The sequence below is a fragment of the Bradyrhizobium sp. Ash2021 genome, assembly GCF_031202265.1.
Classification (GTDB): domain Bacteria; phylum Pseudomonadota; class Alphaproteobacteria; order Rhizobiales; family Xanthobacteraceae; genus Bradyrhizobium.
The window spans coordinates 5,249,736-5,262,592 of sequence record NZ_CP100604.1; the positions used below are offsets into that span (position 1 = coordinate 5,249,736).

Genomic DNA, 12,857 nt, shown 5'->3' on the forward strand with positions numbered 1-12,857 from the left:
GCTGGCTGGACGTCGATCACCGCGTGTAAACCTTCCTTCTCCGAGAGCCGGGGTAACGCAATGAATCGCCGCCAGTTTCTCATCTCGGCCGCCACTGGAATTGTTGCCACGCCCGCCCTGTTCCGAGGCGCCGGCGCGCAGGAAAGCCCGTTCCGGGTCAAATATTATCCGGTTGACGCGGGCATCGGCCTGCACGACGTCACGCCCGCCCGCGACGGCACCATCTGGTTTACCGGCCAGGGCAACGGAACGCTGGGGCGCCTGGATCCGCGCGACGGCTCATTCAAACTGGTCGGTCTCGGCAAAGGCGCGGCACCCCACGGCGTCACGATCGGCCCCGACGGCGCTCCATGGGTAACCGAGGGCGGACAGAATGCGATCGCCCGCGTCGACCCAGCGGATCATCGCGTCACGCTGTTCCGCCTGCCCGAAAAAGTTGCTTACGCCAACCTCAACACCGGCGTGTTCGACAGAGGCGGAATCTACTGGTTCACCGGCCAATCCGGCTATTACGGCCGCCTCGACCCAAAGTCGGGCGCCATGAACGTGTTCGATGCCCCGCGGGGCGTTGGTCCCTACGGCATCACGGTCACGCCGAAGGGCCAAGTCTGGTACGCCTCGCTCGCCGGCAATCACATTGCCAAACTCGATCCGACAACGGGCCAGGCGACGGTGGTCGAACCACCCACGCCAAAACAAGGCGCCCGGCGGATATGGTCGGACTCCAGAAGCCGCCTCTGGGTCAGCGAGTGGAACAGCGGCAACGTGTCGATGCACGACCCCGCGGACGGCTCCTGGAAAGCCTGGAAGCTACCGGGGACGGGCCCGCACGCCTATGCGGTTTATGTCGATGACAGGGACAAGATCTGGCTCACCGATTTCTCGGCAAATGCCATCGTGCGCTTCGATCCCGTGAGCGAGAAATTCAACGTGTTCGCCAGCGACAGAGCGGGCGCCAATGTTCGCCAACTGGATGGGCGGGCCGGCGAGGTATGGGGCGCCGAATCCGGCAACGCGCGTCTGGTGGTCGTTCAGACCGTCGCGCCTACCTGAAATCCTCGCGGCTTTCCGACATCCCGATCTCACGGTGACGGTTGACGGGCCTATCCTGTTGCGTCAATGACGCGTCCGCAAAGGACGAACATCATGGCCAAAAAACCCCTGCAGCTCGGCCGCGCCGTGGAATGGCCCGACAGCCCCGAAAAGGCCACGCTCGACCGCGTGCCCAATCCGCAGGCTGACACCAATTACGTGGTCCGCTTCACCGCGCCGGAATTCACCTCGCTCTGCCCGGTCACGGGACAGCCGGATTTCGCGCATCTGATGATCGACTATGTGCCGGGCCGGTGGCTGCTGGAATCCAAGTCGCTGAAACTTTACGTCGCGAGCTTTCGCAACCACGGCGCATTCCACGAGGATTGCACGGTCATGATCGGCAAGCGGATTGCCGACGAGATCAAGCCGAAATTCTTGCGCATCGGCGGCTACTGGTATCCGCGCGGCGGCATCCCGATCGACGTATTCTGGCAGACCGGCAGATTACCGAAGGGGATGTGGATGCCCGATCAGGGCGTCGCGCCCTATCGCGGGCGGGGGTAATCCAGGGTATCTCGATGCCCTCAACGCCAGAGCTCAGAGGTATACATTGTCAATGTCTACCGACGACTCGACGCCTAGTTTGACGAAGTTTTTTGCGAGCCAATCGTCTGCGCATTTTCGTCCCTGGTCGCGAAGAAACACTAGAAAGTCCCAATCAGCGTTGTACTTGCTCGTCGGACTGAGCTCGCCCATGAATTCGTCGTCAGTGATGCTGTGGATCAATATCCGCTTAATCTCCTGGTCGACAATGCGGTTTTGCTTGACCAGCCCGGTGATGAAGCTCACCGCCCGCATCTCGCGCATCAACGACGAATTGAAGCTGATCTCGTTGATGCGGTTCAGAATATCGCCGGCGGCGGTCGGCAGCTCCTTGCGGAACAGCGGATTGATGTGAACGATGACGATATCCGCGCTTTTGCAGTTATAGATCAGCGGGAACAGCGCGGGGTTTCCCATGTAGCCGCCGTCCCAATAGGCTTCGCCATCGATCTCGACCGCGTGAAACATCGTGGGAAGACAGGCCGAGGCCATCACGGCAGATACCGAGATTTCCTTTCCGCTGAAGACCTTCACCTTGCCGGTGCGAACGTTGGTCGCAGAGAGAAACAGCTTCACCGGAGCATCCGGACGCCTCAGCACGTCGAAATCGATCGACTGCTCGATCAAGTCGCGCAAAGGGTTGTAGTCCGAAGGATTGAACTCATAGGGCGAAAGCACGCGCGTTACGAAACCCATCAGGGAGAAAACCGGCGACCAGGCCAACTTGTGATCGCCCAGCATTCGGTCGATGGGACTTGGCTGCAATGGCCCGAGCCTGGCTGCATCGCTGACCCGCTTCCAATAGTCGGCGAGCGCTTGGCGTGCCCCATCGCGACCGCCGATCGCAAGCCCATAAGCAAAGACCGCGGCATTCATTGCCCCGGCGCTGGTTGCACTGAGACCCTCGAACGCAACATGTTTCTCGTCCAGGAATCGGTCGAGTACACCCCAGGTAAAGGCCCCATGCGCTCCGCCTCCCTGAAGAGCCAGGTTGATGGTCCGGACCTGGTTGGAAACTGCCGGGTCGTGGCCGACTCTTGCCGACACCTCAGGTCCACCCGCCGAATTCCGGTCCGAAGTAGCTTCCATAGCCGCCTCCTCGATCCCACCAGTCAACGTTACGCTTCTCTGAGACGAGTAATCAATCGCTCGGCCACTCGCACTCAACCCGGGTCTGAACGGCGCGGCGACATCTCTCGCCGACCGCGGATCGGCGGCTACTGGTATCCGCGCGGCGGCATCCCGATCGACGTGTTCTGGCAGACCGGCAGATTGCCGAAGGGGATGTGGATGCCCGATCAGGGCGTAGCGCCCTATCGCGGCCGAGGATGATGCAGCGACGTCGACACATCGCGATGGCGGCGCGCTGGTAATTCAGACGGCGCGCCTCCGCGGTGAGATCGATTTATCATCACCCGTGTAGCCGGCACATCTCCGCGCATTACGCGCGCATCCGGCGCTTGCGCAAATCTTTGCGGTGATGCGGCTTATTTCTGACGTTTGTGCGGCAACTATTTCGAGATGTTGTCGGCGCGGTAACGAAGCGGCTGAACGACAACACGAATTCGCAGCACGCAAAAGGTTCCTCAATCCAGCAAGAAATTTGGGCGTCCAATCGTCACATGCCCGTCGTGCATCAGGTGTTTTTTTCCGCTCCTCAAATAGCACCCAAGGAGCAGCGAATGGTTGCAATCAGCGGGATAAAAAAGTTTGCGTCAGGCGCGCCGGTTGGCGCGACCTCCCCCGACTCCATCACCATTGAGAATGGCAGCATCTTCGTCGAGTACGGCAACGGCGCGGACTCGACCGGCGCAGGCGGTTCGAGCACGATCGTGCAGTACGACAAGAACGGGACGATCGAACACACCTACGCCGTCGCAGGATCGGTCGACGGTCTGAAATTCAATCCCTACACCGGCCAGATCTGGGCGCTGCAGAACCAGGACGGAAACTCCACGCTGACGCTGATCGATCCAATCACCCACAAGGTGACCGGCCCGCTGAGTTTCGCGAATCCTTCTCCGACGCGCGGCTATGACGACGTCGTGTTCAAGGGCGACAGGGTATTTTTGAGCTATACCAATCCGACCGGCACTGGCGATCCGACGCTGGTGGAACTGCTCAACGGTGACCATCCGAGCGGCACGTTGCTGACGACCACGGTGTTGGCCGACGGCGCGACCGGCTTCAACACGGTGACGGGCGCGACCGAAGTCGTTCCGCAGTCCGACCCGGACTCGCTCAAGCTCGCATCCGACGGCGACCTGATCTTCACCGACAATGCCGACGGCACGATCATCGACGTGCAGCATCCGGGCACCAGCAGCCAGGCGATTTCATTCACGACGATCAAGGGGATTCCGGCAGGCTCCGTCGGCAATGCCGGGCTCGACGACGTGATCAAGCCGAGCGCGACGGCCGGCACGTTCTACATGACCGACACGAAATCCGGGAACGTCTATTCGTTCCACGCCAGCGGCCTCAACACCAACGACTATTACGCTTCGGTTGCGAGCCTGGGCGGTTTTGGCCAGGTCGATCCGGCGACCGGCGTCTTCGCGCCGCTCGTCACCGGAGCGCAATTCGCCTCGGCGCACGGGCTGATCTTCGTCCCCGACAAGCATGCACCGCCGGCGGCGCACGTCGATTCCATCGGGACGTTCGCCAGTCCGCCCAATGGCGTCACGGGACTCGATTCCATCACGATCGCCGGCAGGTACGTGTTCGTGGAGTACGGCAACGGCGTCGACTCGACCGGCGTCGTGCCGGGCAACAGCACGATCATCCAGTACGACAAGGCCGGACATTTCGTGCATGCCTATTCGATCGAAGGATCGGTCGACGGACTAAAGTACAACCCGGAGACCGGGATGGTCTGGGCGCTGCAGAACCAGGATGCGCGCTCCTCGCTGACGCTGATCGACCCCAACACACAGACAATCGCGGCGCATTTCAACTACGCTAACCCCTCGACATCCCGCGGCTATGACGACGTGGTGTTCAAGGGCAAGGATGTGTTCCTGAGCTACACGAATCCGACCGGCAACGGCGATCCGACCATCGTCAAGCTCCTGAACGGCCCGAACCCGAAGCCCGGCGACCTGCTCACCACAGCTCCCGTACTGCTCGACGGCACGATGGGATATGACACCGTGACCGGCAAGATGGAGCTGGTCCCGCAGACCGATCCGGATTCGCTGAAGCTCGCCGCCAACGGTGATCTGATCTTCAGCAGCAATGCCGACGGCGCGATCATCGACATCCAGAATCCCGGTACGTCCAAGCAGGCGGTTGCCTTCACCCCCATCAAGGGAATTCCCGCGGGCTCGGTGGGCAACGCAGGGCTCGACGACGTCATCAAGCCGACTGCGACATCGGGCACATTCTATATCTCGGACGCCAAGGACGGCCGGGTTCTTACCGTGCACGCAAGCGGCCTCGACCCCAACGCCTATTATGCCTCGGTGGGTTCGCTCGGCGCGTTCGGTCAGGTCGACGAGAACACCGGCATGTTCACGGCGCTGGTCTCCGCGGAGAATGCGCCCGGCTTCACCTTCGGTTCGCCGCACGGCGTCGTCTTCGTTCCCGACAAGAACGCGGCTCCTTTCCCGCAGATCGGCACGGTCAAGACCTTCGAAGCTCCGCTCGATGGCTCGACCAGTCCCGATTCGGTAACAACCGCGAATGGCTCGACCTTCGTCGAATATGGCAATGGTGCTGATTCAACCGGTGCCGGCGGTTCGAGCACGATCATCCAGTACGACAAGACCGGCAAAATCGAATTTTCCTACTCGATACCCGGCTCGGTCGACGGGCTGAAATACAACCCTGTAACCGGCGAGATCTGGGCGCTGCAGAATCAGGATGGCAATCCCACCCTGACGTTGATCGACCCGAAGACGCACGCGGTATCGGCGCCGCTCAGCTTCGCCAACTCGTCGGCCAGCCGCGGCTATGACGATGTGGTGTTCAAGGGCGACAAGGTGTTCTTGAGCTACACCAATCCGGCCAGTCCCGGCGACGCGACCCTGGTCGAGCTTGTCAACGGCGACCATCCGACGGGCGAACTGACGACCAAAACGATCCTGACCTTTGGCGCCATGGGCCTGGATACCGTGACCGGCAAGACAGAACTGGTTCCGCAAAACGATCCCGACTCGCTAAAGCTCGCGCCAAATGGCGATCTCTTGCTGTCGAGCGGCGATGACGGCACCATCATCGATGTAAAGAATCCCGGTACCGCCCACCAATCGGTTTCCTTCACGCCGGTTGCCGGCGTCGGAGCCCACGCCGGGCTCGATGACGTCATCATGCCTGGCGCCAAATCCGGCACCTTCACCCTGACGGATACCGCAACCAACCACGTTTTTTCGTTCCACGCGACAGACCTTAACCCCAACGACTACTATGCCTCGGTGGGAAGTCTCCACGCGTTCGGTCGGGTGGACCCGACCACAGGGATCTTCACGCCACTGCTCTCGGCCGACAACGCGCCAGGCTTCAACTTCAGTTCGCCCCATGGCGTCAGCTTCACCGCTGATCCGTCTCCGGCTCCGGTGGTTGCCGACGTCGATCACATCTCGACCTTGGCCGCAGCTCCCGCTGGCGCCAAGTCACCCGACTCCATCACGCTGGCGAACGGCGACATCTGGGTCGCCTACACCAACGGCGCCGATTCCACCGGCCTGTCGGGCTCCAGCACAATCGTCGAATATGATCGCAACGGCCACATCGATCACAGCTATCAGATCGACGGTTATGTCGACGGCCTGAAGTTCGATCCGTCGACCGGCGAAATCTGGGCGCTGCAAAACCAGGACGGCAATTCCACCCTCAGCATTATCCATCCGGACGATCACAGCGTCGGTCAGCCGTTGTCCTATGCCGATCCATCGTCGACACGAGGCTATGACGATGTCGTGTTCACGCATGGCAACGTGTTCATGAGCTACACCAACCCGGCAAACCCCGGCGACCCGACGCTGGTACAGGTGACCAACGCCAACGACCTGGACGGCGGTCCCATCAAGACCAAGCCGATCCTCGATTTCGGAGATCAAGGTCTCAACCTCGAAACCGGCAAGATGGAGGTGATCCCGCAGAACGATCCGGACTCGCTCAAACTCGCGCCGAACGGCGATCTGCTGTTTGCCAGCGGCGCCGATCAGGCCATCATCGACGTGCATAACCCCGGCACCACGCATCAGTCGGTCAGTTTCACCCAGGTGCAGGGCGTGCCGGCCGGCGCCGGGCTCGACGACGTGCTCAAGGTCGATGCCAGTGCCGGGACGTTCTATCTGTCCGACACAGCCGATAACCGGGTGCTCGCAGTTCACGCGACCGGCCTCAACAGCAACGACTACTATGCTTCGGTCGGCAACGCGTTCGGCGTGGTCGATCCGCAGACCGGTCAGTTCACTGCATTGGTTTCAGCGGCCAACGCACCCGGCTTCAAGTTCGGCAGCGCCCATGGCGTCGAGTTCGTGGCGGATCACAATTCCGAACAAATCGCACATCATGGCGATGGCAATTTGGTCTCGGTCGACACCGTCAATGACGGCTTCGTGTTTGCCAACGGAGCCGGCAACGCCGCCTCCGACCACATCGTTCCGCAAGGTAACTTGTTTGGGGATAAGGCTTCGCAGCTTGCCGCGGACCTTTCCCATGCGGCGCAGAGCGGTTTCGACGTCCCGCACGACGCCTCCCCGTTCCATTTGCCTGGGTTCGACTTCCACGATTTCCATCTCGTGTAAGTAGCGAGAATGGCGCGAGAGTGCAGAGAACGCTCTCTCGCGTCCGCCTCTTTGCGAATACGAACGCCTGAACGCGAGCTGGCGACCCGCGGCGCGGACGACCGCCAACGGCGTTAAACGAATTCAGAAACTACGAATTAATTGCGAACGATCCCGCTAAACAGACGCCAATAGTTGTTCGGTAAAAGTAGCTGGAATGCCGGACGAGGCATGATCGAACAAGGGGTAAGGATCGACATGTTAGCAAATCGACGCCGAAGCGAACGTCAGCTTTGCAAAAAGCTCGCGAAAATCCAGTTCGGGACCGGCTCGTTGCCGCGCGACTGCACGATCACGGACATCTCGGACGGCGGCGTCAAGGTCATTGCCGATTATCCCGAAATTCCGTCTGAATTCACCCTCATCCTTTCGACGGGCCATCCCCGCCAATGCAAGTTGCGATGGCGGATCGGCTTCGAATTCGGCGCCGAATTCGTCGGATAGACCGAAAAGCCTGTCGGAGCATTGGCCGGTTAACGCGCCTGGCCCACGGGCCCGCCGCCGCACCGGGCGGCGGGCCCGGATGGCCCCCTGACCGGCGGCCGGCCCGCCGGCTTAACCTGAACTTAGGGTTAAGATGTAAGCATTCCTGACCAGTCGCCGACTACAGGTCAGATTACATGCTCCGGCAGTTGCTCCCGCCGCCTCGCTTCGCGAGGCTCATTGCATTCATAGGATCGTCCGCGGTCGTGGCGCTGGGGCTTTGCAGCTGCCAGACGTCGGGCCCGTCCGACATCACGGGGTCGCTGGGCGACCAAACCGAATCAAGCCGCCCCGCCGAGCCGCGGCGCGAGGTGGGTTTCTATCGCGACCGCTTTCGCGCCAACCCCAAGGACGTCGATGCGGCGCTCGAATATGGCAAGGCGCTCCGCGCCACCGGACAGCGCGCCCAGGCGGTCGCCGTGCTCGAACAGGCCACGATCGCCAATCCCGGCAGCAAGGCGCTTCTCGCCGGTTACGGGCGGGCGCTCGCGGACAACGGCAATTTCCAGCAGGCTTTCGACGTGCTCGGCCGCGCCCACTCCCCGGAAGATCCCGACTGGCGAATCCTCTCGGCTCAGGGCGCCGTGCTCGATCAGCTCGGCCGCTACGAGGAAGCACGGCAGTATTATGCGAGCGCGTTGAACATCGTGCCCGACGAACCCACCGTGCTGTCCAATCTCGGCCTGTCCTACGTCCTTTCCAAAGACCTGCCGAAGGCGGAGGAGACCTTGCGCCGCGCCCATGGCCAGGCGGGGGCGGATCAGCGGATCCGGACCAATCTGGCTTTCGTGGTGGGTCTGCAGGGCCGCGTCGCCGATGCCGAAGGCCTCGTTAAAGCCGATCTGCCGCCCGAGGAAGCCGCCGCGAGGGTCGCGGCCTTGAAGCAATTATTGTCCCGGAAAGAGCATGCACACGCGGACGGGGATAAAATACCGGTCGCGGCTGCCGCACACGCGGACTAATCCCGAAGCAATGGCAATGGAGACCGGCAGCGGCCTGCACTGCCGAATAGCCCCTGCCTTGGAGTCTGTTTCAGCGACGCTGAATCAGAGTCTAAGCAAATATTTGTTTGGGCATGATCTATTCCGAAAACCGGTGTCCACCTCGCATCAAGTGCGGGGCAGGCTTTTTCGGGATCATGCCCTTACGAACGGCCGCGGCCTCCCCGCATCTTCTTGAGGATCGGCATGATCGGCGACAGCAGCGAGCTGCGCGGCTTGGTCTCTGCGCGGCCCGTCATCCGCTGCGCCATCTGCAGGAACATCTTCGTGGTGCGGTGATTGGCTGCGATTTCCGCGATCATCTGGCCGTTGTTGGCAGCCGTGCCGAACATTCGCGAATCGAAGGGAATGGCCGCGATCGGCTGGCTCTCGATGGTCTTGGCGAAGGCGCGCACCTCGATCTCGGGTCGCTTGCTCATGCCGACCTGGTTGAGACAATAGAGCGGCGGCTTGTCGTTGGGCCGCGACGCCTTCAGCAAGGTCATCATGTTCTTGGCGTTGCGCATATTGGCAAGATCGGGCTCGGCGACGATCAGAATGTCATCGGCGCCGATCAGCGCGCGCCGGGTCCACGCCGTCCATTGATGGGGAACGTCGAGCACGATGCAGGGCGTGGTCATGCGCAGCGTATCGAAGATCGAGTCGAAGGCGTCGGCGCCGAAGTCGTAGACCTGATCGAGCGTGGCCGGCGCGGACAGCAGGCTGAGACGGTCGGAGCATTTCGCCAGCAGGCGTTCCATGTAGGAGGTATCGAGCCGATCGGGCGAGAATACCGCGTTCGCTATCCCCTGCACCGGATCCTGATTGTAGTCGAGGCTGGCGGTGCCGAACGCGAGGTCGAGATCGATGACGACGGAATCCAGCGCGAGATCGCGCGCGATCGCCCAGGCCACATTGTGCGCGATGGTGGACGCGCCGACACCGCCTTTGGCGCCGACGACGGCGATCATCCGGCCGACCGCGACCGCCTCGGACGCCGAGAACAGGCTGCAGATCGAGCGCACCACATCGAGGACCACGACCGGCCCGATGACGTAGTCGTTGACGCCGCGGCGCACCAGTTCGCGATACGGCGCAACATCGCTGGCGCTGCCGATCACGACGACGCGGGTGCCGGGATCGCAGACGGTCGCGAGCTCATCGAGGCCGGCGAGGATGTCGTGGCCGCTCTCGGTTTCCAGGACGATGACGTTCGGCGTCGGCGCCTTGTGATAGGTTTCGATCGCGGCTTCGATGCCGCCCATATGGACCGACAGATGGGCCTTGGCGAGGCGGCGGTCTTCGGACGCCCCTCGCGCCGCCGCCGCGGTCGAATCGGACGTGCAGAAGGCCTGCACCGATACGCGGGGCGCCGGCGCGATGTAATCGTCGGCGTGCGGCGTGACGTCGAGTTGGTCTTCGGAGTTTTGACTGGCGCGGCTGCTCATTTGCCTGTGTCGCTGAGTTTGGCCTTTTCGGCTTCGGGATAGACGGTCGTGGTTGGTTCGCCCTTGCGGTACTTCTCGAATGCTTCGGAGCGCCGCGGGGTATAGGCGGGGGTTTCAGATCGCGGCTGCACGAGGTCCGACGGATTGTCGATCATCGCGGCAAGATTGCGCTGGTTCGCGCAGCCGAAATTGTAATACTCCCTGTTTTCGCCATAGCCGGGGTCGTTGATCGAAGGACCGAGATCCTCCGGCCACAGACCGCAGGGGCCGGCAACCGCCGCAATCCTTGGATAGCTCAACCGGATCGTCGGCAATGTTCTGATGTCGTCGGGATGGTAGTGACGCAACTTGATCGCGCTCGCCGGCACGCCGCCAGCCGCAAGGATCCCCTGAGCTTCCCGGAAGGCCGCCGCAGCAGCCCTGGCGTTCGCCGTGTCGACCGGCACGTCGGCCACAATCGCACCGGTGCCTTCGCTGACCCAGGTCCGTGCCAGCCCCATGACGTCGGAACGTTGCGGCACGGTCAGACCGCCGCGGGCCTGGCCGACGAAGATCACGACCGAGCGGTTGGTCTCCGTTATCGCGATCGGATGACGCTGACGATAATCGTTGGGAACGCTCGCGGTGACGACTTCACCGGTCGTATAGTTGCATGCCCCCAACACCACTGAGAGCCCGGCCAGGGTACCCAGCAGGCGCAGCGTTCGGTAGCGACCCACCGGCGTTCTGTTTGTCATGGTTCTGTCCCCATCCCGCATCGGCCAAAGCCGCCCCGTCTCAGTCAATGATGAAACCAAAGTTGCCGTGGTAGAGCCCAACGGGTTCGACGCGGGCGGCAACGCCGTAGATCCGGTTGACCTGGGCCAGCAGTGCCGATTGGGAATCCGACGCGGGCGCAAACCCGTCATCGGGGCGCGACAACTCCTTCTGGGCAACCGCCCGAACCACATAGGGCGTCACGATGACCATCAATTCGGTCTGGTTGTTGATGAAGTCCTGGCTCCTGAAGAGCGCGCCAAAAATCGGCAACGAGTCGATGCCGGGCATTCCGTTGACGGCCTGCTTGGTCTGTTCCTGGATCAGGCCGGCCATCGCGATCGAGCCGCCGGACGGGATTTCCAACGTGGTTTCCGCACGCCGGGTCTTGATCGAGGGAATCGTCGTTCCATTGGCGCCGCCGGTCAAAGAGTTTTCGGCCGAGACTTCCGACACTTCGGTCATGACCCGCAGGCTGATCCGTCCCTCGGTCAGCACCACCGGCGTGAAGTTGAGCGAGATGCCGAATTTCTTGAAGGCAACCGTCTGAACGCATTGTCCGATCGCGCCCGCCGTCGTCGTTTGGCAGGTTACGCCGGTCGGAATTGGAAATTCGCCGCCCGAAATAAACGTTGCGGACTCGCCGGAGATTGCCGTCAAATTTGGCTCCGCCAGCGTCCGGACCACGCCCGCGCTCTCCATCGCGCGCAAGGTAGCGGTGACCGACGGCAGACCGGCCTTGTTCAGGGCCGCCCCGGTCAACCCGTTGCCGGAGACCAGCGGTGCATTGTTTGCGGTGAACGGATTGGTATTGTTGAAAACGACCGCCGCGGTGCCGTAATTCATGCTGGCACTGAGATCGACGCCCAATTGCTTGATGATGTCCCGCCGCACTTCCGCGACCGTGACCTTGAGCGTCACCTGATCGCGGCCGCGGACGACGATGGAGTTGACGACCTTGTCGGCGCCGCCCACCAGACGCGCGACGAGATCGCCCGCCTGCTGGGCCTCGACCGGGCTGGATACCGAGCCGGTCAGCATGACGCTGTCGCCGACGCCTTCGGCCTGGATTACCGCGGCGGGCAGCATTTGCTTCAATGCGGTGCGCACGCCGTTGAGATCGCGCTTGACCGCGATGTCATAGGCCGCCACCTGCCCGCCATCGGCATCGAAGAACACGACGTTGGTCTGCCCGACCGCCGCACCAATGATGTAGGCGCGCTGCGCCGAGCGGACGACCGCGTTGGCGATCTTCGGGTCGGCAACCAGCACGTCCTTGACGTCGCGCGGCAGATCGATGATCACCGATTTGCCGATGCCGAGCGCAAGAAAGCGGGTCTTGGCGGTGGCGACCGACGCCGTCGGATGGATATCGGAATCGGCCGCAATGACCGGCGACAGCGCCGGACTGAGCGCCAGTGCGGCGACGGCCGAGAACGACAGGGCACGGATCCAAAATGTTCGCGTCACCAGTTGATTTGCCCTGCATTTCATATCGAACGTCCTTGCCACTTCTGTGTCGTCGTCGAGCCTGATACGCCGTAGCGAACCACGCTGATGCTGCCACCCCGCTTCGGGGCTTGATTGTCGGATCCGTTCTCAACCGTGTTGACGTCGGCAATGCTGCGCAGCGCCAGCGACGGCGTGCTGCTTTGGCGCGCGGGCGCGCGCGTCTCCGATTGCTCAAGATAGGCCGCGACGCCGTCGGCGCTGAGCGCGGCCATCAGGACAAAAATGCGTGCGGTACTCATACGCTTTAC

10 protein-coding genes and 1 pseudogene are annotated in these 12,857 nt (G+C 62.2%); 6 read left to right on the plus strand and 5 right to left on the minus strand.

Annotated features, from left to right (window positions below):
* Positions 1–60 precede the first annotated feature (60 nt).
* Complete coding sequence (locus NL528_RS25245) at positions 61–1,053, plus strand: lyase (RefSeq protein ID WP_309177157.1); 993 nt, start codon at positions 61–63, stop codon at positions 1,051–1,053.
* A 93-nt stretch (positions 1,054–1,146) separates the two neighbouring features.
* A complete protein-coding gene (gene queF / locus NL528_RS25250; protein ID WP_375143892.1) occupies positions 1,147–1,599 on the plus strand; it encodes a preQ(1) synthase in 453 nt (150 codons plus the stop codon).
* 33 nt (positions 1,600–1,632) lie between these two features.
* On the opposite strand, the gene NL528_RS25255 is transcribed toward queF, so the two are convergent.
* Positions 1,633–2,805 (minus strand): patatin-like phospholipase family protein, encoded by a 1,173-nt coding sequence (locus NL528_RS25255; RefSeq protein ID WP_309177159.1) that lies wholly within the window; start codon positions 2,803–2,805, stop codon positions 1,633–1,635.
* A 39-nt stretch (positions 2,806–2,844) separates the two neighbouring features.
* Between NL528_RS25255 and NL528_RS25260 the strand changes: the two are divergent.
* The 4 genes and pseudogenes from NL528_RS25260 to NL528_RS25275 all read left to right on the plus strand — a co-directional run.
* Positions 2,845–2,970, plus strand: a pseudogene (locus NL528_RS25260) (NADPH-dependent 7-cyano-7-deazaguanine reductase QueF); the annotation flags it as partial.
* Between the two features lie 350 nt (positions 2,971–3,320).
* On the plus strand, positions 3,321–7,391 hold the full coding sequence (locus NL528_RS25265) for a hypothetical protein (protein WP_309177160.1): 4,071 nt from the start codon (positions 3,321–3,323) through the stop codon (positions 7,389–7,391).
* A 237-nt stretch (positions 7,392–7,628) separates the two neighbouring features.
* Positions 7,629–7,874 carry a PilZ domain-containing protein gene (locus NL528_RS25270; protein ID WP_074278617.1) on the plus strand — a complete coding sequence of 82 codons (246 nt, stop codon included), beginning with the start codon at positions 7,629–7,631 and terminating at the stop codon, positions 7,872–7,874.
* Positions 7,875–8,050: 176 nt separating this feature from the next.
* The gene (locus NL528_RS25275; RefSeq protein WP_309177162.1) at positions 8,051–8,875 is read left to right on the plus strand and encodes a tetratricopeptide repeat protein; all 825 of its coding nucleotides are present in this window, start codon (positions 8,051–8,053) and stop codon (positions 8,873–8,875) included.
* A 182-nt stretch (positions 8,876–9,057) separates the two neighbouring features.
* Here the strand turns inward: NL528_RS25275 and NL528_RS25280 are convergent, their stop codons facing one another.
* From NL528_RS25280 to NL528_RS25295, 4 genes are read right to left on the minus strand one after another with little or no spacing between them, the layout of a single operon-like run.
* Entirely contained in the window at positions 9,058–10,341 is a 1,284-nt protein-coding gene (locus tag NL528_RS25280; RefSeq protein WP_309177163.1) for an AAA family ATPase, read from the minus strand.
* The gene (locus NL528_RS25285) at positions 10,338–11,078 is read right to left on the minus strand and encodes a CpaD family pilus assembly protein (RefSeq protein ID WP_309177164.1); all 741 of its coding nucleotides are present in this window, start codon (positions 11,076–11,078) and stop codon (positions 10,338–10,340) included. The genes NL528_RS25280 and NL528_RS25285 overlap by 4 nt, the downstream gene beginning before the upstream one ends.
* Before the next feature lie 40 nt (positions 11,079–11,118).
* The gene (locus tag NL528_RS25290) at positions 11,119–12,591 is read right to left on the minus strand and encodes a type II and III secretion system protein family protein (RefSeq protein WP_309177165.1); all 1,473 of its coding nucleotides are present in this window, start codon (positions 12,589–12,591) and stop codon (positions 11,119–11,121) included.
* Complete coding sequence (locus tag NL528_RS25295) at positions 12,588–12,848, minus strand: hypothetical protein (RefSeq protein WP_309177166.1); 261 nt, start codon at positions 12,846–12,848, stop codon at positions 12,588–12,590. Before NL528_RS25295 ends, NL528_RS25290 begins: the two co-directional genes overlap by 4 nt.
* Positions 12,849–12,857: the final 9 nt, after the last annotated feature.